Genomic DNA, 25024 nt, shown 5'->3' on the forward strand with positions numbered 1-25024 from the left:
TGAAACAGCATTTGAACATCAAGAAGTTCTACACACAAAGTCAGCAGGGTGTGCACAACCAAGTGTACCTTGCGATGATCGTCTACTGCCTGAATGTCCTGGCACAGCTGCGGACCAAAAGTAAGCGAACCTACTTGCAGATCAGCCGCTATTTGAAAGCTTCTTTATGGAAGTCCGCGCATATCTGGCTTCGAAAAATTGAAGGAAAAAGCGTGCCGTAACGCAGGCAATCAGTTTCTGTCACAGTAGCCAAAAGGTATAGTAAAAAAATGGATGCTTACTGTCTCTGTTCAGCTGTCTTCGTTTTTTCACTTGAAAGCCGAAAAGTATAGACGGAATATTTCGAACTTATTTATGCGACACTAGTGGAATTGTACATATAAAAATGCAAAGCTCGACAAAAAATGAGCTTTGCTTAGTATCACACTATTTTAGTGCCTGTACGTTCGGTTTTTAAACATTAACTACGTATTTGAGTGAAGCTGACACATATTAAGTCATTCCGACTTACGTTATCCAGTCCTTCATCTTTTTATAGACAGTTTGTGACGGTAATGATCCACCTCGTTCAATATTGCTTATATAGGATGTCGAAATATTCAATTCGTCGGATACTTGTTTTAGTGTTAAACCACGTTTGATGCGGCATTCCTTAAAAACACTACCAATGTTCTTGCAAACTTCTTCTTTAGTTTGCGCTAAGGAAAAATTGTTTGGTGTCTTGATTGATTTCTTTCTCTCAATCGGCTCATAATAGCTAACAATCTCGTCAGGTGGCGCGATGATGATCGTAGCATCTAACCAGATACGTAGCCATCCTTTTTTCGACATACCGTCCTCGTTCCAATGATTGTACTGCCAAAATGTGATTACGCCTTCTTCTTCCAATAGGTCAAGGGCTTTCTCCAGTCGGTCCCGAATACGTGAAGGTGCTTGTGAATCTATTTGTATACCGATTTTTTCGAGTAATGTACTGATTTTATGCGGCTGCAAATAGCTTGCTTTTCGTGCCTGAGTACGCCAACGCCAGCTTACATAACGGATGAGTTTTTTCTCCCATTTCCTTTGATACGGATTGAATTCAATCGCTTGATTCGGTAATAACTTTACTTGTCTGGCAGCACCTTGCAAGAAAGGCTCAAAAACTTCCCCAATCGTTACATATAGACGGTCTGGTAGTGACTTTTCATTCAATTCGCATGGACTGCCGTCTTCATTCGAAAAAATGAACGCACGCCCTTGCATCTTCTTGTTGACAGGTTTACCTTGTTCATATACTAAGACCGTCTCAAGTTCCATCCATAGTGACTGTATATTTGAAAGCGCTTTCAACACTTGGATACGTTGTTCTTTTTCATAACCACCGCGCCTACCTGTTCCTCCAAGTTTTGTCTTCAGTCCACGGATTGTCAGTAGATCATCGAAGCGGATTTCTACGCGGTCACCTAATTGCGCCAAATACAAATGGCATAGAGAATCTAATACGTCCACATCGACTTCTGATAACATCTGAGCATCATTATGCAGTTGATTCATACGACTTGCTGTTCGATCCTCTTCACGCGGAAGTAGCTGTAAAGAACCTGCTAATCTAGCACCTTGAATAGTTGCTCGTGGCCATTGACCGAGCTCGCAGACAAAGTTTTGGTTAGAAATCGCTTCCGTAATGAATTGATAGATAGCATTGCTCATGACAACAAGATTATTCGTTTTTGCTGTTGATTCAATAGGCTGATGTACGGAAACCTGCTCGCCGACTCCGAGTAATTCATTGATCTGTTCCATTGAATTTTTTTCTAATTCAAACACCGCAAGTATTTCCGAAAGCATTTTTTCGATGTAAACGTTGACGTCAGCGGTAAATTTATTCAGAAAGCTATCGTTGGAAGCGAAATTCATCCTCATTTCTTCGAGGAATAATACATTCAATATTTCTCTTTCAAGAGCGTTCAGAGTATCGTATCCATGCTTTTTGATCATCTCACTGACGGTATGGTTCATTAAATACGTCCTATACCACGTGCTGAATACATTCCAAGAATTCTCATCATTTAGACGTGTATGTGCACGTACCATTTTATCGTATTTAGCATATAATTTATTTAGGATTTCCCATTTGAGTGTTGGCTTATTCACAAACAACGGTGCAAGATGACCTTCATAAGTACTAAAAAATTTAGCGACCATGAACTCTGTCGATTTCGCGAGCACTTCGCGTCTCGCATCAACACGAATCTTGAAAAATAAATCAATATTGTTTTCGTAGTCTTGCTGACGGACGATGAATGTCTCGTTTTTCCCCCTCGGGAAAATACGGTTGGCATCCACTTTTTTTCGTACGTTTTCAGATGGAAAATTAATTAAGTAGTTATAGTCAAAGAAGTTATGCCGGTGATCGTGTATAATGATCACTTGGAAGTGGTCGATTTTATTTGCGATGTTTTGATGATGGGTCAGTTCACAGTTCGTGTCATTTAACAGTAAATCGTAATTGTTCAAAATAGTCCCCCCGATAAACCGTAAGTTTCAAGTAGTATATCATGAATTTACAGAATTATCTATTCGCTTTCGCGGTAAAAAAGTTAGTCGCGTTATAGACTAAGACAAAAAAGCTCGTACAGTTCATAAATTGAACTGTACGAGCTTTTTATGGTAAACAGGCACTTATGATACGAGCGCACCTTCTAATTTTATTTCTTTGATGAGTAACGGAAGAACTTCGAACAGATCTCCAACAATACCGTAATCTGCCATCTTAAAGATATTCGCTTCTTCATCGCTGTTGATTGCGACAATCACTTTGGAGTTCGACATGCCTGCCATATGCTGAATTGCTCCGGAAATACCTACCGCGATATAGAGATCGGGCGTAACCACTTTTCCTGTTTGACCGATTTGCAGCGAGTAATCGCAGTAATCTGCATCACAGGCACCTCGAGAAGCCCCTACAGCGCCGCCTAGCAAGTCCGCTAGCTCATACAATGCATTGAATCCTTCGGCGCTCTTGACGCCGCGTCCGCCAGCAATAACGATTTTCGCTTCCATTAAATCTACGCCTTCCGTTTTCTTGCGGATAACTTCTTTGACGATCGTACGCAAGTCTTTGACATCCACTTCTTTTGCTATGATGTCACCCGTTCGGCTAGAGTCAGGCTCCAATGCGGAAATATTATTCGGACGGATCGTGGCGAATAGCAGTCCATCGTCTTTCATCACTTTCTTTTCAAACGCTTTACCTGAGTAGATCGGTCTAGTGAAGACTACTTGATCGTCTTCTTTTTCAATTGCCACCGCATCCGAGATCAATCCAAGTTCCAGGCGACTTGCGATTTTAGGTGTCACATCTTTACCGACTGACGTATGGCCCATGATGATGCTGGATGGCTTCTCGTCCTCCATCACTTCCATGATGACCTGTCCGTAGCCTTCCGATGTATAATTGCTCAAGTTAGCATGTGAGACGGTAATGACACGATCTGCACCATAGTGAATCATTTCTTCAGCCGGTTGCTGCAAGTCTCCGTCACCTAGTACCAATGCCAGAATTTCTACGTTTTCGTTTATTTGTTTTGCCGCTGCGATCGTCTCATAACTTACTTTACGAAGAACCCCTTGCTGCAATTCCCCGATTACTAGTATCTTTTCACTCATAGTAAAACTCCTTTCGTTTCGTAGATTGCTTAGATTACTTTCGCTTCATTGGATAATAAGCTGACCAGTTCTTTGACTTGCTCTCCTGTCTCACCTACCAAAATGCGCCCTGCCTGCTTTTTAGGAGGCAAGAAAATAGAAATCGTTGCCGTCTTCGCTTCCACGTCGTCTTCATCGAGATCCAAATCATCGAGCTCAAGTTGCTCAAGTGGCTTTTTCTTCGCCTTCATGATACCAGGAAGGGACGTATATCTTGGCTCATTCAGTCCTTGCTGGCACGTTACGAGCACCGGCAAGGATACTTCAATTTTCTCGAGATCCCCTTCGACGTCCTTCTCAATTTCCGCCGTGCCGTCTTCAATATCCAGCTTGACGATCGTCGTAATAAAAGGCATATTTAGGCGCTCCGCTAGACGGGGTCCTACTTGTCCGCTTGCCTCGTCAATTGCCACATTGCCTGCTAGGATCAAATCCGCTTCTTTTCCTTCAAAAAATGTCTCAAGAATCTTCGCTGTCGTGAATTGATCACCTTCATCAAGGTCGTCACTCGTATCGATGAGTACCGCGTCATCTGCGCCCATCGCAAGTGCCGTACGCAATTGCTTCTCCGAGTCCTCATCACCAATTGTCACAACAGTCACCGTTCCGCCGTTCTTGTCGCGTTGCTGGATCGCTTCTTCGACTGCGTATTCGTCGTACGGATTAATAATGAACTCCGCACCACTTTCATCTATTTGATTGCCTGACACGGAAATTGCTTCTTCCGTGTCGAATGTTTTTTTCAGTAAGACATAAATATTCATGTATAAGTCTCCTCCTTGTACTCTACAGTTACCATTATTTGATTTCTTCAGTGTTTAAAGGTTTCGGCAATATTTTCGTACCAACTAAATCCTCTTCACTTGTATGGATCCCGTGAATTGTTTTAGGAATTAACGGCAAGAATAATAGTGCAATGACGATGAAACCCATGATGACGAAAGATGTATTCACTACCGCGCCGACGTTATTACCGCTTGCAGAGAAGATTGAGAACGCGACCAACGCAAACGAAGCGCCCATTCTCTGTGCAAGGTTTTCTATTACCGTGTTCGTAAACGTCACGACATTCATCCGTTGCACGGAAGCTTTGGAAACGACCAATGCTTTGACGACCGGCGTTTTGAGACCAGCTCCAACCCCCACCAGACTCATCGCCGTGAACAAATAAGCAAACGATGTCGTAAGATTAACGAAACTCAACATGATGATCCCGGAAGAAAAGATGAGAATTCCCGATCCCATAATGGTCCGGGCCGAAAATTTCTTTAAAACTCTTCCACTGCAATATGCTGCGACCGACGTCCCGAGGAACACTGCCATCTGCAGGAAACCTACAGTCGTAGCGTCTTTTCCTTGTACGTTTTGTACAAAGAATGTCAGCAAGTACATCACACCTGCGTATCCAATAAGGATGAATACCGCAATCGTCGTAGGTACCCAGAAGTTCCGATTCGCAACATACTCTAAATCGAGCAACGGTGCTTTTTGTTTTTTCTCTACAACGATCAAGATGATCAACGCAGTGACGAATACTAGCAATGATGGAACCCACATTCCAGATTCGATTCCGAAGCTGTTAATGAATGTTGGAATCGTCAGCAAACCGAGCAATAGAGCGATAACGAAAATCAAACCAAGAACATCCAACTTCTTACGTGCTTGTGCTTTGACGTGTGGAACAAAAGCAAAGAGTGCAATGCCTAAACCACCAAGAACAGCAGTGAATATAAAGCTTGCCTGCCAGTTCATCGTATCGACGATCATACCGCTGATGACCGGACCAAATACCGCACCGATTGTAATAAACGCCGCAAACGTTCCAATCGCCTTCCCCCGCTGTGTCCCGACCATGAATTTACCGGCATAGGCAATCCCCGATGGCGCAATCGCCGCGCCCGAAATACCTTTAAAGAATAAACCGAGAACGAGCACCCAGAAAGAAAACGAGAATGCTACGAGCAATGATCCGATTACCATGAAAATACCGCCAATTAGGATGACGATCTTCAATCCGAACGAATCTCCAATCCATCCAAGTAGTGGCTGGAATCCTGTTAAACCAACAGCCAGACCCAGTTGCATCCAGACTGCGTATCCCGGCGTCAGATTAAATTCGGCAATCATATGCGGGTATGCGGGAAGATGGGTTGCTAAACTTAACATAATAAAGAATGCTCCGAAACTTATGAATAAAAAACCTCTATTAATCGATTTATCTTTCAATGCCATTTCACTCATATAGTGGCCTCCCTTTATCGATGATGGAATGGTTTTCAAGCTTTGGTTATTATGTCACATCTAGCTGTGGTCTAAAAAAGTAAATCCGCAGAAGGAGTTTCAGTCTGCTCAGAGCAAAACCGAAGCTCTCCCGCCACAGATCAGAGTGTTACTGGCTATTTAGCCGATATTAATGACACAAGCTTTTTCCTGTGAATAATCCAAAATCGAGTCCGTACCGTAACCACTTTCCTTTACACCGCTAAACGGCAGGTCCGCTCCTACTCTAGCGTACGTATTGACCCATACATTACCCGCTTGAAGCTTATCAATCATACGATGTGCAAGACCGAGATTTTGCGTCCATACGCCCGCTGCCAGACCGAAGTTCGTGTCATTGGCAATTTGAATGGCTTCTTCTTCCGTATCGAACGGAATAGCAACCGCCACAGGACCGAAAATTTCTTCACGAGCTAGTTTCGTGCTGTTGTCCGCTACTTTCACGAGTGTAGGCTGTACCCAGTACCCGTCCGCGAATTCAGGTTGACCCGGCAGAACCTCCTGTCCGCCGTATTTTCCGCCGAACACTACCTCATACTCGTCTTTTGACGCTTCGTCGATATACCTGCAAACCGACTTGAATTGCGCTTCATTTGCGATAGGTCCCATTGTATTAGTAGTATCTTGTGTGTTACCGTGCTTGACAAATTCCTTGTCCGTCATCAACTCTTTCAAGCGACCTATCACCTCATCGTAAATAGAGCGCTGGATCAACATGCGTGAACCACCCACACAAATCTGGCCGGAGTTCGGAGTAAAGATTCCGTTGATCAATCCATGTACCGCCTGCTCGATATTTGCATCTTCAAAAACGATATTCGGTGACTTGCCGCCCAGTTCAAAAATCAATGACTTCGGTGAATGGGCAGTTGCTTTTGTGATGCGTTCCGCTGTTGCCTTTGAACCTGTCAAACTCACTTTATTCACTTCTTCGTGACTGACAAGATAATCTCCAATTTCGCGACCGGAACCGGAAATGACATTGAGTACGCCAGGAGGCAGAATTTGTGAAATCAATTCACCGTAGCGCAAAGATCCAACCGCTCCGCTTTCAGCCGGCTTAATCACTACTGTATTGCCTGCTGCGAGCGCATAAGCAGCTTTGATCGTAAATGTAAACAATGGTGCGTTCCAAGGTAATATTCCGACTACTACTCCGTACGGCTTGCGTACAGTGAAACCGAAATCTCCTGTACCCATCTGTACAGTGCGCCCTTGTCCGCCTACTAATGTTGCCGCACTCGCTGCATCGTACCAGACTTGCTTCAATACTTCCGCGAGATAGCCATATTCATCCAGTACCCAGCCGTTGTTACGCGTCTCAAGTTCAAGCAGCTCTGCAGCGTACTCGGGTATCATATCCCCGATCTTGCGCATATAATCGCCGCGTGTACGTGCCGGTAGGTCAGCCCAGCCTTCAAATGCTCCGCGTGCCGCCTGGATCACGAGTTCTGCATCTTCTTTCTTACTTGACGGGATCTTTGCCCACACTTCGCCTGTTGACGGGTCGATACTGTCGGCTACGGCCCCGTCCTTCGCTTGTACGATCTTGCCGTTGATGATATTGCCGTAAGTCGTCAATTTGGATTTCTCGGATACGTTCGTCATATATTTTCCTCCTTCAAATTACCAGCCTAGTGAAGAGACTACTTTTTCTTGATAGAAAGGGGTGGAACCTAAATACTGATCATAATAGCGAGCGCGCTTTACAAATAGATGACAATCGATTTCTTCCGTGATTCCGATTCCGCCGTGAATCTGGATATTATGTGCCGAAACTTCGATGAATTTCTCCGTCGCATATGTACGGGCGCTGTATACTGCTGCTTCTCGATCGAATTCGTCCGTATCTACTACCCAGTTGGCATAATGACTCAGTGAACGGGCAATTTCCAAATTCACTTTCATGTTGACGATACTGTGTTTGATCGCCTGGAAACGTCCGATCGCTTGGCCGAACTGCTCCCGAATCTTCGCATATTCCGTCGCCATATTGACAACACTTTCCATTGCGCCGACGATGTATGAACTAAGCGCAGCGTTGAAGTACAACAGACCTTCTTGAAGCTGCATCCATCCCTTGTCTACTTCACCTATAATTTGATCTTCTTTGATGACTAGATTATTGAATTCGATTTTCGCTACATGTTTTGATTCGTCAAAGGAAGATAGTTTCTCGATGTTCATCCCTTCTGTCTTGTCGATCAACACAAGAGATAATCCGTCCTCTTGATCCTCCTGGTTTGTGCGTACCAATATGAGGAATGCATCCGCAAGTTCCGCTTCCGGTACAAGCGTCTTCGTGCCGTTAAGCACATACTGTCCATCCTGCTGTACTAATGTACATTGGATACCTGCTGGGGAGAAGTCGTTGAAAGGCTCCAGTGCTGCGAATGAAACCAGTTTCTCTCCTGAGGCAACCGCTGGCAGATACTGTTGCTTCTGCTCCTCTGTGGCGTATTTCTTCAGCGTCGGTACTACCAACGCTGAAGTTTCCATGAATAAGCCGGGTACTAGTGAACGTCCCATCTCTTCGAACGTCGGAACGAGATCGAGTGCATCCAGATCCATACCATCGTATTCTTCAGGAATGTTGATGCCACTGCATCCAAGTTCAGCTAATGTCGTGTACACCTTCTTCAGATTTTCCGGATTATTGTCAATCATTTCTCGAGCCAACTGTGTACCGCCGAATTTATCCAACATTTTGCGGATATGTCCACGGAACATTTCTTGCTCTTCTGTCAGTGAAAAGTCCATATTTTATCCCTCCAAGTCAATTAACGTCCCATGTCTTTCGGCAAGCCTAGTACGCGCTCGCCAATCGTATTGCGTTGTACTTCACTCGTACCGCCACCGATTGTCTGTCCGAATGATGCGAGGAATAAATGTTGCCACTTCGGATCCGCTGCGGCATCCTTATCAAATAGCACGCCTTGGTGTCCTTGAATCTCCACTGCAAATGCAGAGAGTGCCTGGTTCAATTCAGTTACCACCAATTTATCGATGGATGTTTCCGCTCCTGGTTGACCGTTTTTGATCGTAGTGGTCAGGTTTTTATAATAATTCAAGAGCGATCCGCGCACGCGGGCATAGAAATTCGCCAATTTTTGTCTGACTAAAGGATTTTCAATCAATGGTTTGCCATTTACTTTATACTGCTGTGCCAGTTCCACTGTATCGTTGAATTGCTTTTCGAGTGTGAAGAGTTCTGCACCGATCCCCGTACGCTCATGGAGCATCAAGGCAATCAGAACATGCCAGCCCGAGTCTACTTGTCCGACGATATCTGCATCTGTCGCTCCAGCGTCTGTCATATACACTTCGTTAAAGTCTTTGTGTCCGTCCATCTGCACGATCGGAAACGTTTCGACTCCTGGTTGATGCATATCCATCATGAACACCGTAATACCACGGTGCTTCTTTTCTGGGTGCGTACTCGTTCTTGTCAGAAGAAAGCATTTATCCGCCACGTGGCCAAAACTTGTCCAGACTTTCTGACCATTGATGAGCCAGCGGTCACCGTCTTTTACTGCACGTGTTTTCAGGCCTGTTAAATCCGACCCTGCGCCCGGCTCTGAATAGCCTTGGCACCATATTTCTTCACCTGTTAGGATTTTTTTCAAGTATCTCTCTTTTTGTTCATCCGTCCCAATGTCGATCAATGTAGGACCTACCATATGGATCCCGATATAGTTGATGAGTGGCGGCGCTTTGACGCGTACCATTTCTTGGTGGTAGATGATTTCTTCCATCAAGCTGGCGTTGCGGCCGCCATATTCTTTCGGCCAGGCGATGGCTGCCCATCCGCCTTCATACAATTTATTTTGCCATGCACGTAACACACGTGAGTATTCATCCAGGTCTTCCGGCAAGTCGCGCTTGCCTTCTAGCCAGCCTTCAGGAAGGTTTGCTTCAAGCCATGTTCGTAGTTCGATTCTAAATTTTTCTTCTTTTTTTGTAAAAGAGAAATCCACACTCGCTCATCCTTTCTATCTCATTTATCGATCAATTTGTAGCCGGAATCCACTGTGGCAATGCACGGTCTTCCGTAATATCCACCCATGTCATTTGGATCGGCATACCGATTTCCAAATCTTTTTCTTCGCAATTCAAGATGTTGCCCATAATTTTCACTTCTGGCACTTTGTCAAGCTGTGCGAGTGCGATAATCGTCGGTAACTCATCCTGGAAACCTGGTAAGAATGGACGGTAGGAAACCACATACGAATAGACTGTGGCTTTAATATCGTCGCCGAACTGTTCCCAGCTGACGTTTTCACTTCCGCATTTTGCGCACGTAGGGCCCGGCGGTTGTGAGTACGCATTACAGTCATCACATTTTTGCAGAGCTAGTTGGTGTTTGTCCGCTGCATCCCAGTACGGAGCATTATCTATATCTTTCAATGGAATGGGTTTTTGGTAAGCAGTCTTTGCTTGTGTCATAGTTATTCCTCCTAGTTTCGTAAGATCATGGCGCCTGCGATATCCGGTCCAGCCCAACCGGTACAAATACCGATCTTGCAATCTTCTACTTGGCGGTCGGTTCCTTTGTAGTCATGGCGCAGCTGTCTGACGATTTCAATGGCATTGTTCATTCCGTGTGTGTAACCTTCGGATAGCATGCCGCCCGCTGTATTGGTTGGTAGTTTACCGCCGATCTTCAAGTTGCCTTCTGCAACGAAATCTCCCACTTCTCCACGTTTCGCAAATCCGTATGCTTCAAGCTGTCGCATAACAACCCAGCTGAAGCAGTCATAGATGGAGGCAACATCGATATCGTCCGGTGTCACACCAGCGTTTTCATAGAGCTCTTCCGCTACGTAATCAGAAGCAACCTGGTCGATATCGTTCCAGTAGTGAGCGTGCGGATGGCATTGTCTTGCCGCCATCCCCATGATATAGACCGGTTTTGACGCGCAGTCTTTTGCTTTTTTAGCAGACGTTACGATGATCGCATTTCCTTCATCGAGTTCCAGGCATGAATCATGAATATTGAATGGAGAACTAATATCCGGTGTAGCGAGATAGTTTTCCATCGTTAACGGCTTACCATGCAGGAAAGCTTTTGGATTTCGTTGCGCATGCTCATAGAAGCTCAAGCACACGTGCCCGAGATGTTCTTTCGTAATGCCCGTTTCATGCATATGACGTGTCGCATACATGCCGAACCATTGCGATGGGCTTGCCGATCCGTACGGAATCACGAAGCTTCCGCCTGTGAGCGCTCTCTGCAGCATATCGGGATCATATCCGCGACCTACACGAGTTCCCGAGCTACCGTTCATGGAACGATAGATCAATACCGTGTTCAGCTGGCCGGCTTCAATGAGCGCCACTGCATCCGCAATGAGCATTTCCGTACTCGCTCCGCCGCCCTGGATATCCTTAACATACTTCGGTCGTACACCAAGATAGGTTGCTAGTTGGTGGGACGTACAGGAATCCCCTTCGTTATAGTTCATGAATCCGTCGATGTCCGTCGCTTTCAAGCCCGCATCTTTGATTGCTGCGTTGGCCGCATCGAGCGCCAAATGCAGAGGCGTTTTTCCCGATTTTCTTGAACGTTCGCTCTCTCCTACGCCTACAATGGCATAGCGGTCCTTAATAGTTCCCATAGATATATTCCTCCTATTTCACGTCTGTTTATGTCAGTTGTAAGATGGCGCTGCCTGATCCGACTACTTCTCCCGATACTTTCTCGGCCGTCAGATCTAGTGCGATCCATCGCTTGCCATCTTCTTCATATGTTCGTTTGACAACACCCGTGCAGCGTATTTCATCGCCCGGTACCGTCATTTTGCCGAAACGCATCTTAAAATTTGCGACGCGTGCTCCCTTGCCAGCAATTTTCATCACATATTCCCCAAGGAAACCCATTACGAGCATGCCGTGCGCTATGACGCCATCCATTCCGATTTTCTGCGCAAAACCATCGTCCAGATGCAACGGATTAAAATCCCCGGAAGCACCTGCATATTGTGCTAGTTGCACTTTCGTAATCGGCGGCTTCACCATCGGTTCAAGTTTCTGATCCACAGTCAATTCTTCCAACACCCAATCTTTGATCATACGAAGTCCCTCCCATTAGTTTTTCGCTGCGCGATAGACGATATTCATTCGGCTAATACAGACCAGTTCGCCTGTTGGATCTTTCATTTCCGTATCAAGCTTCAAGAACTGCATTTTTCCGCTCTTTCCTTCTTTGTCATACAGATCACTTACTTTGATCTGGCAACGTAGTTGATCTCCTATGCGGATCGGTTTGTAGTAGAGGAATTCTTGCTCACCGTGCAACATCCGCCGATGGTCAAGTTGTAAGGGCATTTCTACTTTGCTGTCGTTCATCGCAATCGGGAATGTGGGCGGGACAATTAGCCCTTCGTATGCCGACTCCTTCGCATATCTGTCGTCTGTATAGAGTGGATTGTCGTCTCCGATGGCAGTGGCGAATTGGCCGACATGCCGACTTTCGACTTCAAACACGTATTCGTCGCTCATTAAGCCTATAACACTTTTATCCAAGTCCATTTTCCATCCTCCTCTTATTTGGTGATGATCAATGCATCTGCCGCTACAATTCCGTCTTCGTAAACGATTAACGGGTTAATGTCTATTTCCTGAATAATATCCGAGTAGTCTTCAATTAATCTAGAAACCTTCAATAACACGTCGATGATTGCTTCTTGATCGACGGGCTTTTTATTGCGTACGCCTTGTAGGATTTGATAGCCCTTCAAGCTTTCCATCTTATCGATAGCATCTTGTCTTGTGATCGGTGCGACACGGAAAGATACATCTTTGAAGACTTCTACAAAGACACCGCCGAGACCAAACATAATGACAGGACCGAATGTCGGATCACTTGTTACACCGACGATGACTTCCACACCTTCCGGCAACATTTCCTGGACGGATATGCCGTGAAGATCCGCTGTCGGGCAATGTTCTTTTGCACTGCCGTAGATTTCCTTGAACGCCTGGCGCACTTCCTGCCCGTTCTGGACATTCAGCCGAATGCCGTTGACTTCCGTCTTATGCGGAATATCAGGCGAATCGATTTTCATGACAACCGGATACCCCATGTTATTAGCAGCTTGTACTGCAGCATCCTCCGTCTTGGCAGTGATTCGCTTCGCTGTGCGGATACCGTACGCGGAGAGAATTTCGCTCGACTGCGATTCGCTCAACGTTTGGTTTGCGGGTAACAAGTGCCGGATGTTCGATACGTCCAGTTCTGTTCTTGCCGGCCCATCGCTGATTTTGTGCGCCTTTCTGTAAGCCTCTGCATAATCCACTAATTTTGCCAACGAGCGGATAGGATTCATGTCACCGAGAATGAACGGGATACCGTTGTCCTCGAGATACTGGACGCCTTTTGGAATAGACATGCCTTTTAGCGGGAAGTTCGATATCATCACGAACTTATCCGAGTTCTTGCATATCTCAACGAATTCCTGAAGGAGCGGTGTGTTTTCATCCCAGTGAATAGGGAACTCAGGGAATAAGATGATGTCCGTATCCGGATCATTGACTAGTACTTTTAATGGTGCGAGATACAATTCTGGATTGGTAATCGATGCGGCTGCAGTTAAATCAACCGGATTGGAAGCACTTGCAAAATCAGGAATGTTTTTCTCAATTTCTTTTCGTACTTTATCGCTTAGCGCATGGATGTTTAATCCGTACGACTCACAACGATCCGCTTCGTTGATTCCTCTGCCGCCTGAACTCGTGACGATAACTGTATTTTTGCCTGTCGGGAGTTTATTGGCCAAGAATAATTTAGAGAATGAAAGAATATCATCGTAATCGTCCGCACGCACAATGCCTGCTTGCTTGAAGAATCCGTCATATACTTTATCAGCACCAGCCAATGAGCCGGTATGTGATGCCGCTGCACGACTGCCTGCGCTGCTTCGTCCGGACTTCATGATGACGATCGGTTTATTGATTTGAAGCGCGAATTTCGCTAGTTTCCGTAACTTGGCTGCGTTTTTCTCGCCTTCCAAATAGCCGCTTGCTACTTTTGTTTTTGAGTCATGCAACATGTATTCAATAACATCGGAGAAGCTCACATCGACTTCATTGCCGACACTGACGAAGTAATTAAACGTCAAACCATGTTGAGCTGCCGCAATATATGTCAACACGCCAAACGCTCCACTTTGCGTAACAAATCCCACTTCACGTTTCTTGCCAAGCGGCACATTCGTGAGTCCTGGAGAGAATGTCCCCATCAAGCCATTTGTTGTATTGAGAAGACCTACACAGTTCGGGCCGATCAATCGCATATGGTATTGTTCCGCGATTTCTTTCAGGCGGTTTTGTGCAACAATTCCTTCTTCTCCGATCTCCGAGTAGCCGGATGCAAAGACGATCGCCGCCTTGACACCGCTTTTGCCACAATCGATCAAACATTTCTCTACTTGATGAATGCCGACACAGAGAATAGCCAAATCGACTTGTTCCGGTGTATCGCCAACGCTTGCGTAACAAGGTAATTCTCCAATTTCTTTCGATGTAGGATGGATGGGGTAGATCTCGCCTTCAAAGCCTGCGTCTAATAGCGCTTTCAATTGCAAGTAACCAATTTTATTCGTGTTTTCCGAAGCACCTAGTACGGCAACTCTTTTTGGGTTGAATAAGGGATCCAACTCAATATTCGATGGTAGTACTTCATTCATCATTTTCATCATCTCTTCACCTCTACGCTTTCTTATCAACTTTTTCTATTTACTTGCTTGAATAGAATCATAGCAAAGTGGTTTTTCCATTACTTTTTCTTTTTTGAATTAAGTAATTAATTTTATTAGGTCTGGAAAAATAGTAAATGGAGTGGCGGACACTCGACAGTAAAGAGTTTTTAAATTTTTCAATTTTTCAATCAGTATACGTGCCCCCGACTCTCGTGAACGATCACCGCGACAATGGAGCGGGACAAGCGCTTTTCTTGTGCTTTTCCATACCATTCACTCTACAGCTGAAAGTCTAGTAATCAAATCAAAAAAACGCTTTGCAATAGGGTCGCAAACCGTTTTTTATCTCTATTTAACTTCTTTCCTCATCACAAATCGGTATATTTCGAAGATGCCAAAAGTTATGATCCCACAGAAACAGCAAGCCGCATCGCCAACCGTATAGGAAGTGCCGGATTCGCCATTTGATTTACATCTCCAACAAAAAAGATGTCCTGCATAGGATGATAGAAGGCAAACGAACCCGTTGAGCCGGAATGCCCTACCAGCTCCCCTTTACCCGTAAACAGAGTGGCGAGACCACTTAGGGGTACTATCATAAATCCAGCGCCATATTGAATAGGATACATGCTGACTTGCAACTTGTTCATTGTTTTCAATTCATTGAAAATGGTTTGATTAAATAACTTTCCTCCAAAGAATGACTTGAGGAATATCATTAATTCACGTGCCGTAGAAATACCACCACTGGCACGGCTGCTTCTTATGAATTTTGGACGATACAAGACGATATCCTTATAATAAACAGCTGGAACGACATCGTCATCACTTTTCAGGAGACAGGTTTTTCTGAGTTCTAATGGGTCAAAAATAAATTGTTGATACACATCTTCCAATGTCGAGTCCGTGACAGTTTCGATAATCTCTCCAAGTAAATCAAAGTTTATATTCGAATAGTGAGCCCTTTTTCCCGTACCAGGCACGAAATGTGGTTTCAGTTGCTTAGTCATCGCGATCTTATCATCAAAATTAAATTGCCGATCTTCGTAGATCGCACGTTTTTTTGCCTTGTTACTGCCTTCTTCAAAAATATCAGGCAATCCACTAGTTTGAAATAATAAATTAGATAGGATCAGCCCCGTGGAATAGTCCTGTCTTTTGTACATATGAAGTTGGCTCAGCGTATCCTTTGTTAAATATTTTGCTACTTCATCATCGAGCGACAGTTTTCCCTGCTCTTTCAAAATTAAAATACAAGTAGTAGTAAATAGCTTTGTGATGCTTGCCATAAGGAATGGTGTATCGATATTCTTTCCACCGTATCCAGTGCCGTAAGAAAAGTCGCCATCCATGTTTTCCACGAAGAGCACGGCTTCATGTATTTGATTGGTTTTTGTCGTTCGTTCAAAGATCCTGTCGATTTTTTGTTTAGTTCTTTCCATAATAAAATCTTGATCCTCCCCGGTCGTATTGCAGACAATTAAATCTTTTTAAAACTACGTCTATTTACTACCCAATATGCCACAATCCGGAGCCGCTACTGAAAAATTTTTGTTACAACATGCAGGACATAAAAGGCAAGTCCGCCGACCGTGGCAATGTATCTTTGCACCGCACCAAAACACAGCTGAACCGAACGAAAAACCTCCCAACCGAACATTTACTCAACCGCACCGCACCAAACCACCCACAGAACGATCCAAACTAGCCGCCCACCGCACATTTACTCAATCCAACGTTAGAGAGAGCAATCGTTTTGCTCGCACAAAAACAAAACCCGCTCGAATTATCAGGTAATCCTGACATTTCGAGTGGGTTTCGATCTCCGCTTTGTTTGTTTGTTTCTTCACGATATGCTGCATCGGTCATGCATTCGACTGTCAGGATTTAATTCAGTCTATCAATTCACCTCGTCAATACTCAATCTGCACGATTTCTCGTTCATCGAATGACCTTCTCCACCAATGCCTCCGCATCCTCTGCTTCAATGGTTTGCAATTGAATCTGGCAAAACGGTTTGACTCTACAGCGCAGACAGCGTCTGAAGCATCCCGTTTCATAGACGTTCACAAGTTCTGAATACTCCTTTTCAAGGGTTTCCTTAGCCTGCTCAGATGTGGTTCTGCGAAGATTGTTTTCACAAAATTTAACAGCGCGCATTAAGCTTCATCATAATGCGTGAATTGAATATCGAGTGTGCGCAGATAGGTTTGCAGGCCGGCATCTTGAATAGGTATGATATAAGCTGCTTCGTCCGATTCGTTATGATGAGAATGCCAAAGCCCCGGCGGTGTAACGAATGCCTTGCCTGTCACCCAGTCGATGCGAATTGGATCAATGATTTCATTGGTCTTCGGATCAATTTGATCGCCAACCAGTGTATACGTGCCAGGTGCCGCATACGCAACAAAATCGAGAGCAACCGATTTGTGGCTATGGGGAGCCTGATTGGATCCGACCGGTACAATGCCGAGCATCGCCCACAACACATGCGTAATCGTCAAGGTTTGATCAAACTTTTCATTGTTCAACAAAATAGAGATTCGATTTTTCAAATGTGCATCCGGAGCATTCGCCACTTCTTCCAAATGCTTTTTCGCCATTTCCGCTGTATATACCGTCGGTTTAAAACGGGCCTCTGTCGCCTTTACGCCTAAATAATCAAGAAGAGGCGTATCTACAATATAATAAATCGTTGTATCTTCTTTCGCCGTATGAATACTATTCGATCCAGATGGCAATGTGACAAAATCTCCTTGTTTCCAGTCAATGGTTTCCCCATTCACTTCCGTGTGCCCTGCACCTGAAATAATATAGTAAAGTTCACTCGTCGCATTCGGTTCCGTTTGAATGGAATCCCCCGCATTGATGCGCATAAATTGCGCAAGCAACGAAGGACTTGTCGCCAAATAATCGGTTTTTAATTCTCTACTCAGGTCTAATGTGACGATTCTCGTTTCACCAGCATGATAAAGCTCCGGACCAAATTCTTTGGCGGGTATCGGACTGATGATACCGCTTCCAATTGGATCCGCCGCATTGGTATACTCCAAAAACCGCGCGTTCCCCGTCCAATTTTCCACCGCTTCCCCAATAGCAAATTTTCCCGCCTGTGCATTTGTTGACAATGACATCTCCTCCATTCATTTGTTATCTGTAAGTTTAGCTTGCTAGTCATCATTCGTGAAGTATATAATTCATATAACAACGATACGTTTTTCGAATAGTTAGAAAGTTGGTGACGCAACAATGGAATTAAGACAGCTCCGCTATTTTATAGCTGTGGCGGAAGAATTAAATTTCAGTCGCGCGGCAAAACGATTACATATTACACAACCACCATTAAGTATGCAAATTCAAAACTTGGAAAAAGAATTGGATATTCTACTTTTTTCTAGAACGAACCGAAGCGTGGAATTAACAGAGGCAGGACAACAATTCTATCAGGATATCGTCAAAATTATCGATTCCCTAGAAGGTTCAATTGAAAATGCAAAACGGATTCATCTTGGAAAACTTGGGTCTTTGCGCGTCGGATTCGTTGGTTCTGCTACCTATGACATTCTCCCTGCTGTGTTACGGGAATTCCGACACCAATTCCCCGACGTCCAAGTTCACCTTTCTGAATTATCGACACCTGACCAACTCGAAGCACTGCGACAGAACGAAATCGACGTCGGTGTCCTAAGACCCCCTGTCCTCGATGACACACTCCACACCGAAATCGTCTCCATTGATCCTTGCGTACTCGCGGTCCCGAAACAGCATCCCTTACTCGAATTAAAAGCAGTCACCCTGGACGATTTAAAGCCATACCCGTTCGTATTATTATCACCTAGAACATGGCCCGGCCTCTACACCGAAATCCTAGGCATATGTAATCCCGTCATCCAACAAGAAGCGCTCGAATTTCAAACAGTCATCGGTTTAGTTGCCGTAGGAATCGGCATCACCATTGTTCCTCAATCGACCATGAACCTTCATACACAAGAAGTCGTCTACATTGAGTCCATTCAACAATTGCCTCTCGTCTCGATGGGCATTACGTATCGGCGCAGTGACCAATCCATTCTTGTGAAAACTTTTTGTGAGATTGCAGATCGGGTGGCTCGGAGTGTTGTGTAGAATCCTCAGAGATGCAGAGGCCTATTCTCGAAAAAATGCCAGATCCTAAACAATTCGAAGTTGTTTAGGATCTGGCATCATTTCTTGAAACTTGAAAATGTTAGTTACTTTTTTCCACAACTGCAAAATAACTTTGTTCACTATCAGCAAAGTTAAACACCCTACCAGTCGGCATTTCCATAATCTCTCCGACAGTAACACGTTGATTTGCTAAGTCGTTATATAATTTATCGAGGTTTTCTGTTGTAAACATCAAAGATGGAGTACTAAGATTTAACTCAGGAGACATCTTAGCAATTACTTCTTTATTGTGTAATACGATGCTGGTCTCCGCATCCTTTGAGGGAGCTATTTCAATCCATCTCATTCCTTGTCCATTTTCTTCCGCAACGATAATAAAGCCTACTTTTTTCGTCCAGAAATCAACTGCTTCTTGTTGATTAGTTACATAAAGCATAATTTGACCGATTTTAGTAATCATTCACGTTTCTCCTTTTACCCTTTATTGTTTACCCGTTTTCAATGATCAATTCTTAAAACATTCAAGTATAACAGCAAAATTAAAAATGATCAATTCCGTCAAAGTACAACGAAATTGATCATTCATTCACGTCTTAATGGTCCTCGGCTTCTGCATCAGCTTTCGTTTCTTGAACAGTACCGAATGGGTGGTGCGGCGGTGCATAGATTGAATAAAGCTTTAACGGAGAATTACCCGTATTGGTTACATTATGCCATATACCAGCGGGTATCATAATGGCAGAATCATTACCAACGTTTCTTACATAGTTTAGGTTATCCTTGCTTTTTCCCATCTGGACAAGTCCTTGGCCTTCCTCAATGCGCAGGAATTGGTCAACGTCTGGATGAATCTCCAATCCTATATCTTCTCCAACGTTAATACTCATTAAGGTAACTTGTAGGTGTTTTCCGGTCCAGATAGCGTCACGATAGGTATTATTTTGCTTGGCAGCCTGACTGATGTTTACTACAAAAGGGTTTTCTCCATGATCTTTTACCACGAGATCGCTTGTATTTCTAAAACTATTTGGATACGTTAAAGAATGGTTCGGAGAGTCCGCTGCATCTGAAATATTCCAATAGCCGTAATTCCAAATAGTATTACAGTTACACATTGGTACATAACTGTAACAAAGGTTTAGACAAGGATACATAAAATAAGGGTTATTCACTGTAATATACCTCCTAATCCATATGATCATAAACTTAGCATATGCACTAGGTAGTTAGGTTGTTATTATCGATACTGATATTTGGCTTCGACAGCCTACTGACTTAGTTTTCCATTCAACTTATAAAGCATATAAGAATTTAGTGTTTTCTGTAATTACGCTCCGTGAAAAAATCTTTTATCAGCATAATTGTACTGCATATTCCAAATTTCCATATCTTGTGCCAATGCTACCAGATATCTAAGAAAGACAATGAGAAGATCCTTGCCAAATGCCCGCTGCACATTTACTTGATCTGACGATGAAAGGGCAGGTTGTCACAGAAAAAGAAAACCCGCCCGAAATGTCAGCTAATCCTGACTCTTCGGGCGGGTTTCTGTTTTTATTTATCTTCCTTCTTCATTACAGCCACTTGGACAATCTTTCCTTCTTTCGCTTCGTCCACAATAGAACTACCAGTGGATTGTCGATTCGTATTCTTCAATGACATCGGATCAATCTCAATTTTTTGGTCTTTTGTCGTCAATAATACAAATTGTTCGTCTTCCTTCACTGCCTTCATATCCACAACCCGATATGGATTGGATTTCAACTCTTTTAGTACCGTTACGCCTCTAAGTGCTCGTGAAGCCACTTCGAACTCTGAAATGTTCATTCTTTTCACCGACCCGCGCTGAGTCGCAACGAAAATATTCTTGACTTGCTCTGTAATCACTTCAAATGCTACCAGCTCGTCTTCTGCCTTCAAATGAAGCCCTCTGACGCCTCCTGTACGTATGCCAGTGATGGCCAATTCAGATAAAGAGAATCGCAATGCATATGCTTGCTTGCTCACTAATAACACGTCTTCTTGACCTGTGACCACCTGCGCACCTACGAGTGTCTCGCCTTTTTTCACATTCATTGCTTTGAATGAACGATTATAGCGCTGTACCTGGAAGTCGGTCAGTTTAGATAATTTCACATTGCCGTTTGAAGCTGCAGTTAATATACTCAAGTTTTCATCAAACGTTTCGAGCCCGATAACGTCCACCAGCTCTTCATTCGGCTCAAGTCCGACAACACTTGATAGATGCTGCCCTAAGTCGCGCCAGCGGATATCAGGGAGCTCGTGGACAGGCTGATAGATATAATTCCCGGATGACGTGAACAATAAGAGATGATGCTGTGTATTCATCGCAGCTTCCAATAAATTATAATCGGATTCCTTCATCTCCTGGCCTGTACCATTCGACGCCGAATACGAGCGCATGCTAGTGCGCTTAATATAGCCGCCTTTCGTTACAGACACCATGACTTCCTCGCTTGGCACTAAAATATCCAAGTCCACTTTCAACTCTTCTATTTTTTCTTCAATTACAGAACGTCGCGGTTCAGAGAACTGTTTGCGAATAGCCTTCAGTTCTTTCACCAGAACAGCTACAAGTTTCTTCTCACTTGCAAGAATTTCTTCCAGTTCATTAATCAACATGCGCAGTTCTTCTTTTTCCTCTTTCAATTCGGTGATATCCGTATTCGTCAGACGATATAACTGCAAAGAAACAATTGCTTCGGCTTGGACTTCCGTAAATTGATATGCATCGATCAAGTTTCGTTTCGCATCTTTTTTATCTTTTGACGCACGAATGGTCTTAATGACCTCATCCAGTATAGACAAGGCTTTCATTAAGCCATCCACGATATGCAAACGGTCTTTTGCCTTTCGAATATCATATGTGGAGCGTCTTGTAATGACTTCTTTTTGGTGATCGATATACGCATCGAGCAGCATTGGAAGCGACATGAGCATAGGACGTCTTCCGGCAATCGCAATCATATTGAAGTTGTACGTGATCTGCAGATCGGTATGTTTCAATAAATATTGCATGATGGCATTGCCGTCCATATCCTTCTTCAGTTCCACCACAATTCGCAATCCGGTCCGGTCGGATTCATCACGAATTTCTGCAATTCCATCCAATTTGCGGTCATGGCGCAATTCATCCATTTTTTTCACTAAGTTCGCTTTATTGACGTCATACGGTATTTCCGTAACGACAATTTGTGATTTACCGGCTTTCAACTGCTCGATTTCCCACGTAGCGCGGATAACAAAGCGTCCTTTGCCTGTCTTGTACGCATTGCGTATGCCGTCGGTTCCTTGAATAATGGCGCCTGTTGGAAAATCCGGTCCTGGAAGCACGGTCATTAAGTCTTCAACGCTAGTTTCGGGATTTTTTAGTCGCATAAAGACCGCATCGATGACTTCATGCAAAGCATGAGGCGGAATGTCTGTCGCATAGCCTGCTGAAATACCTGTCGCTCCGTTGACAAGTAGATTAGGAAAGCGTCCCGGCAAGACCGTCGGCTCAAGTTCCGTATCATCAAAGTTTGGAGCGAAATCAACCGTTTCTTTACGGATATCGCGCAACATTTCACTGGCAATGGCAGATAGTCTTGCTTCCGTATAACGCATTGCCGCAGCTGAATCGCCGTCAACAGATCCGTTATTTCCGTGCATATCAATCATTTCATGGCGCAGCTTCCAGTGTTGACTCATCCGTACCATCGCATCGTAAACAGATGTGTCACCGTGCGGATGGTAGTTACCAATGACATTACCGACTGTTTTTGCCGATTTACGAAATGCTTTATCATGGGTATTTCCTTCATGATACATCGCATATAAAATCCGACGCTGAACTGGTTTTAAACCATCTCTGGCATCGGGAATCGCACGGTCTTGAATGATGTATTTACTGTAACGCCCAAATCGGTCGCCAATCACTTCTTCTAAGGGAAGATCTTGAAAAGTTTCTGAATGGGTCATTCCATATCCCCCTCAACATGTATAAATGCATTATCTAATATATTATGTTCTTCAATTAAGCCGAAATCGACATTTTCTTCGATCCATTTTCGACGCGGCTCCACTTTATCACCCATTAATGTCGTGACACGACGTTCGGATTTCGCACCGTCTTCAATCGTCACACGTATGAGTGTCCGTGTTTCCGGATTCATCGTCGTCTCCCATAATTGGTCAGCATTCATTTCTCCAAGCCCTTTATAGCGCTGGAGCATATAGCCTTTACCGATCTTCTTCATCGCTTCATCCAGATCGTCTTCTGTCCACGCATACTCCAGCTTCTCGCTCTTGCCTGACCCTTTGAACACTTTGAACAATGGCGGCAGTGCGATATACACTTTCCCTGCTTCGATCAAAGGTTTCATATAGCGGTAAAAGAATGTCAGCAATAATACTTGGATATGGGCGCCGTCTGTATCGGCATCCGTCATAATAATGATTTTGTCGTATGCAGCGTTTTCGATTTGAAAATCTGCTCCGACTCCTGCACCGATCGCATGAATAATTGTGTTGATCTCTTCATTTTTCATGATGTCTTCGAGCTTGGCTTTTTCCGTATTGATGACTTTACCACGCAGCGGCAGAATCGCTTGGAACGTACGGTCACGTCCTTGCTTTGCAGAACCGCCTGCAGAGTCACCTTCCACTAGATATAATTCATTTTTAGCTGCATTACGGGACTGGGCAGGTGTCAGTTTTCCTGATAATAATGTATCGGATTTTCTGCGTTTTTTGCCGGAACGTGCATCTTCTCTCGCTTTTCTTGCTGCTTCGCGGGCTTGATGTGCACGGATCGCTTTACGCACAAGATTCGCACTTAATTCAGCATTTTCTTCCAAGAAGTAGAGTAACTTTTGAGACACTACTGCGTCCGTCGCGGTACGGGCTTCACTCGTTCCGAGCTTGCCTTTCGTCTGGCCTTCAAACTGCAGAATTTCTTCCGGGATACGAACAGAGACAATCGCTGCAATCCCTTCTCGGATATCCGCGCCGTCCAGGTTCTTATCCTTTTCCTTCAGCAAACCGGTCTTGCGTGCATACTCATTAACAACACGTGTCATCGCTGCTTTAGCGCCTGTTTCATGTGTCCCTCCGTCTTTCGTCCGGACATTATTGACGAACGAAAGAATAGTTTCCGCATAGCCATCGCTAAACTGGAAGGCGAATTCGACTTCAATGCCTTCCACTTCACCTTCTAGATATGCAACGTCATGCAGAACATCCTTCTCTTCATTCAAATACTCGATAAACGCTTCAATACCTGATTCGTAATGAAAAACATCTTTTTTATCGGTACCTTCTTCTTGCAGGACAATCTTTAATCCTTTCAATAAAAAAGCTGACTCACGTAATCTCTCAGCTAGTGTGTCATATTGATATTTGATCGTTGAAAAGATTTTTTTGTCCGGTTTGAAATGAATGATCGTGCCCGTTTCTTTTGTCGTGCCGATTTGCTCTAGCGTGGTAGCAGGATGTCCGCCGTTTTCAAAACGCTGACGGAACTTTTTGCCTTCCCGAAAGATCGTCACTTCCAACCATTCAGATAAGGCGTTAACCACGGATGCGCCAACACCATGCAATCCGCCGCTTGTCTTATAGCCGCCTTGTCCGAATTTACCGCCTGCATGCAGTACAGTTAAAATGACTTCCGCTGTAGGCTTCCCGGACTGATGCAAACCTGTTGGCATGCCTCGTCCATAATCTCGAACACTGACACTGCCATCAGAGTGAATCGTCACATCAATCTCTGCTCCGAACCCTGCTAACGCTTCGTCTACCGAGTTGTCGACTATCTCGTAAACTAAATGATGAAGCCCTCGAGTATCCGTGGAACCAATGTACATTCCCGGTCTTTTTCGAACAGCTTCTAAGCCTTCTAAAATTTGAATGGAACTATCATCATACGTATTTTGTATTTTCTGTTTCGTCAAAATGAAACCCCCGTCAAACAAATGTTCTCTTAATTTTATCATACATCTTCTGATAAACCTTGTCAAATCAACGTTTTGTTTCAGCTCAACCTATTGTATAGAAGAAATCTTAGGATTGCAACGCGGAAAAGGTGACAACCTAATGAACGACATCTTCCGACAGATATTTTTTAAAAGCGTTCTTCAACCTGCACAAATCAGTCATTGTCCAGAACTTACTCTTCTGCTAAACTTAATGCAAACATTTAATCACGCAAA

The 25024-nt window shown here is 44.2% G+C and carries 20 protein-coding genes and 1 pseudogene; 2 read left to right on the forward strand and 19 right to left on the reverse strand.

Features of this window, described 5'->3' with window-relative positions; translation table 11 throughout:
• A pseudogene (locus H7J92_RS00120) lies at nucleotides 1-221 on the forward strand (IS4 family transposase); the annotation flags it as partial.
• 286 nt (nucleotides 222-507) lie between these two features.
• Here the strand turns inward: H7J92_RS00120 and H7J92_RS00125 are convergent.
• The 15 genes from H7J92_RS00125 to H7J92_RS00195 form a co-directional block, all read right to left on the reverse strand.
• Entirely contained in the window at nucleotides 508-2499 is a 1992-nt protein-coding gene (locus H7J92_RS00125; protein WP_221834955.1) for a helix-turn-helix domain-containing protein, read from the reverse strand.
• Between the two features lie 165 nt (nucleotides 2500-2664).
• Nucleotides 2665-3651 (reverse strand): electron transfer flavoprotein subunit alpha/FixB family protein, encoded by a 987-nt coding sequence (locus tag H7J92_RS00130; protein ID WP_221834956.1) that lies wholly within the window; start codon nucleotides 3649-3651, stop codon nucleotides 2665-2667.
• A gap of 29 nt (nucleotides 3652-3680) precedes the next feature.
• Complete coding sequence (locus H7J92_RS00135) at nucleotides 3681-4454, reverse strand: electron transfer flavoprotein subunit beta/FixA family protein (protein WP_221834957.1); 774 nt, start codon at nucleotides 4452-4454, stop codon at nucleotides 3681-3683.
• Between the two features lie 34 nt (nucleotides 4455-4488).
• On the reverse strand, nucleotides 4489-5931 hold the full coding sequence (locus tag H7J92_RS00140; RefSeq protein WP_078816626.1) for an MFS transporter: 1443 nt from the start codon (nucleotides 5929-5931) through the stop codon (nucleotides 4489-4491).
• 159 nt (nucleotides 5932-6090) lie between these two features.
• Nucleotides 6091-7578, reverse strand: coding sequence for an aldehyde dehydrogenase family protein (locus tag H7J92_RS00145; RefSeq protein ID WP_221834958.1), 1488 nt, complete (start codon nucleotides 7576-7578; stop codon nucleotides 6091-6093).
• An 18-nt stretch (nucleotides 7579-7596) separates the two neighbouring features.
• A complete protein-coding gene (locus H7J92_RS00150) occupies nucleotides 7597-8730 on the reverse strand; it encodes an acyl-CoA dehydrogenase family protein (RefSeq protein ID WP_078816624.1) in 1134 nt (377 codons plus the stop codon).
• Nucleotides 8731-8750: 20 nt separating this feature from the next.
• The gene (locus H7J92_RS17905) at nucleotides 8751-9947 is read right to left on the reverse strand and encodes an acyl-CoA dehydrogenase family protein (RefSeq protein WP_221834959.1); all 1197 of its coding nucleotides are present in this window, start codon (nucleotides 9945-9947) and stop codon (nucleotides 8751-8753) included.
• Between the two features lie 31 nt (nucleotides 9948-9978).
• Complete coding sequence (locus H7J92_RS00160) at nucleotides 9979-10416, reverse strand: Zn-ribbon domain-containing OB-fold protein (RefSeq protein WP_009496657.1); 438 nt, start codon at nucleotides 10414-10416, stop codon at nucleotides 9979-9981.
• A gap of 11 nt (nucleotides 10417-10427) precedes the next feature.
• On the reverse strand, nucleotides 10428-11588 hold the full coding sequence (locus tag H7J92_RS00165; RefSeq protein ID WP_009496658.1) for a thiolase C-terminal domain-containing protein: 1161 nt from the start codon (nucleotides 11586-11588) through the stop codon (nucleotides 10428-10430).
• Between the two features lie 28 nt (nucleotides 11589-11616).
• On the reverse strand, nucleotides 11617-12042 hold the full coding sequence (locus H7J92_RS00170; protein WP_221834961.1) for a MaoC/PaaZ C-terminal domain-containing protein: 426 nt from the start codon (nucleotides 12040-12042) through the stop codon (nucleotides 11617-11619).
• A gap of 15 nt (nucleotides 12043-12057) precedes the next feature.
• Nucleotides 12058-12501 carry an FAS1-like dehydratase domain-containing protein gene (locus H7J92_RS00175; RefSeq protein WP_009496660.1) on the reverse strand — a complete coding sequence of 148 codons (444 nt, stop codon included), beginning with the start codon at nucleotides 12499-12501 and terminating at the stop codon, nucleotides 12058-12060.
• A 14-nt stretch (nucleotides 12502-12515) separates the two neighbouring features.
• The gene (locus H7J92_RS00180) at nucleotides 12516-14669 is read right to left on the reverse strand and encodes an acetate--CoA ligase family protein (RefSeq protein ID WP_246602376.1); all 2154 of its coding nucleotides are present in this window, start codon (nucleotides 14667-14669) and stop codon (nucleotides 12516-12518) included.
• Nucleotides 14670-15070: 401 nt separating this feature from the next.
• Complete coding sequence (locus H7J92_RS00185) at nucleotides 15071-16111, reverse strand: serine hydrolase domain-containing protein (RefSeq protein ID WP_221834963.1); 1041 nt, start codon at nucleotides 16109-16111, stop codon at nucleotides 15071-15073.
• A gap of 499 nt (nucleotides 16112-16610) precedes the next feature.
• Nucleotides 16611-16829: a DUF1450 domain-containing protein gene (locus H7J92_RS00190; protein WP_221834964.1), complete on the reverse strand. Its 219-nt coding sequence runs from the start codon at nucleotides 16827-16829 to the stop codon at nucleotides 16611-16613.
• A complete protein-coding gene (locus H7J92_RS00195) occupies nucleotides 16829-17803 on the reverse strand; it encodes a cupin domain-containing protein (protein WP_221834966.1) in 975 nt (324 codons plus the stop codon). Before H7J92_RS00195 ends, H7J92_RS00190 begins: the two co-directional genes overlap by 1 nt.
• A 115-nt stretch (nucleotides 17804-17918) precedes the next feature.
• Between H7J92_RS00195 and H7J92_RS00200 the strand changes: the two genes are divergently transcribed.
• Nucleotides 17919-18794, forward strand: coding sequence for a LysR family transcriptional regulator (locus tag H7J92_RS00200; protein ID WP_221834968.1), 876 nt, complete (start codon nucleotides 17919-17921; stop codon nucleotides 18792-18794).
• Between the two features lie 100 nt (nucleotides 18795-18894).
• Here the strand turns inward: H7J92_RS00200 and H7J92_RS00205 are convergent, their stop codons facing one another.
• The 4 genes from H7J92_RS00205 to parE form a co-directional block, all read right to left on the reverse strand.
• Nucleotides 18895-19275: a VOC family protein gene (locus tag H7J92_RS00205; protein ID WP_221834970.1), complete on the reverse strand. Its 381-nt coding sequence runs from the start codon at nucleotides 19273-19275 to the stop codon at nucleotides 18895-18897.
• Nucleotides 19276-19408: 133 nt separating this feature from the next.
• Entirely contained in the window at nucleotides 19409-19987 is a 579-nt protein-coding gene (locus H7J92_RS00210) for a cupin domain-containing protein (protein WP_221834972.1), read from the reverse strand.
• A 382-nt stretch (nucleotides 19988-20369) separates the two neighbouring features.
• Entirely contained in the window at nucleotides 20370-22796 is a 2427-nt protein-coding gene (gene parC / locus H7J92_RS00215; protein ID WP_221834974.1) for a DNA topoisomerase IV subunit A, read from the reverse strand.
• Entirely contained in the window at nucleotides 22793-24808 is a 2016-nt protein-coding gene (gene parE, locus H7J92_RS00220; protein ID WP_009496677.1) for a DNA topoisomerase IV subunit B, read from the reverse strand. Before parE ends, parC begins: the two co-directional genes overlap by 4 nt.
• Nucleotides 24809-25024: the final 216 nt, after the last annotated feature.

This window comes from Sporosarcina aquimarina, assembly GCF_019748715.1.
Classification (GTDB): Bacteria; Bacillota; Bacilli; order Bacillales_A; family Planococcaceae; genus Sporosarcina; species Sporosarcina newyorkensis.

Bases quoted from the DNA above. Each gene is read 5' to 3' on its own strand.
- H7J92_RS00130 (WP_221834956.1), bottom strand. From the start codon at position 3,651: ATGAGTGAAAAGATACTAGTAATCGGGGAATTGCAGCAAGGGGTTCTT.
- H7J92_RS00135 (WP_221834957.1), bottom strand. From the start codon at position 4,454: ATGAATATTTATGTCTTACTGAAAAAAACATTCGACACGGAAGAAGCA.
- H7J92_RS00140 (WP_078816626.1), bottom strand. From the start codon at position 5,931: ATGAGTGAAATGGCATTGAAAGATAAATCGATTAATAGAGGTTTTTTA.
- H7J92_RS00145 (WP_221834958.1), bottom strand. From the start codon at position 7,578: ATGACGAACGTATCCGAGAAATCCAAATTGACGACTTACGGCAATATC.
- H7J92_RS00150 (WP_078816624.1), bottom strand. From the start codon at position 8,730: ATGGACTTTTCACTGACAGAAGAGCAAGAAATGTTCCGTGGACATATC.
- H7J92_RS00160 (WP_009496657.1), bottom strand. From the start codon at position 10,416: ATGACACAAGCAAAGACTGCTTACCAAAAACCCATTCCATTGAAAGAT.
- H7J92_RS00165 (WP_009496658.1), bottom strand. From the start codon at position 11,588: ATGGGAACTATTAAGGACCGCTATGCCATTGTAGGCGTAGGAGAGAGC.
- H7J92_RS00170 (WP_221834961.1), bottom strand. From the start codon at position 12,042: ATGATCAAAGATTGGGTGTTGGAAGAATTGACTGTGGATCAGAAACTT.
- H7J92_RS00175 (WP_009496660.1), bottom strand. From the start codon at position 12,501: ATGGACTTGGATAAAAGTGTTATAGGCTTAATGAGCGACGAATACGTG.
- H7J92_RS00180 (WP_246602376.1), bottom strand. From the start codon at position 14,669: ATGATGAAAATGATGAATGAAGTACTACCATCGAATATTGAGTTGGAT.
- H7J92_RS00185 (WP_221834963.1), bottom strand. From the start codon at position 16,111: ATGGAAAGAACTAAACAAAAAATCGACAGGATCTTTGAACGAACGACA.
- H7J92_RS00190 (WP_221834964.1), bottom strand. From the start codon at position 16,829: ATGCGCGCTGTTAAATTTTGTGAAAACAATCTTCGCAGAACCACATCT.
- H7J92_RS00195 (WP_221834966.1), bottom strand. From the start codon at position 17,803: ATGTCATTGTCAACAAATGCACAGGCGGGAAAATTTGCTATTGGGGAA.
- H7J92_RS00200 (WP_221834968.1), top strand. From the start codon at position 17,919: ATGGAATTAAGACAGCTCCGCTATTTTATAGCTGTGGCGGAAGAATTA.
- H7J92_RS00205 (WP_221834970.1), bottom strand. From the start codon at position 19,275: ATGATTACTAAAATCGGTCAAATTATGCTTTATGTAACTAATCAACAA.
- parC (WP_221834974.1), bottom strand. From the start codon at position 22,796: ATGACCCATTCAGAAACTTTTCAAGATCTTCCCTTAGAAGAAGTGATT.
- parE (WP_009496677.1), bottom strand. From the start codon at position 24,808: ATGATAAAATTAAGAGAACATTTGTTTGACGGGGGTTTCATTTTGACG.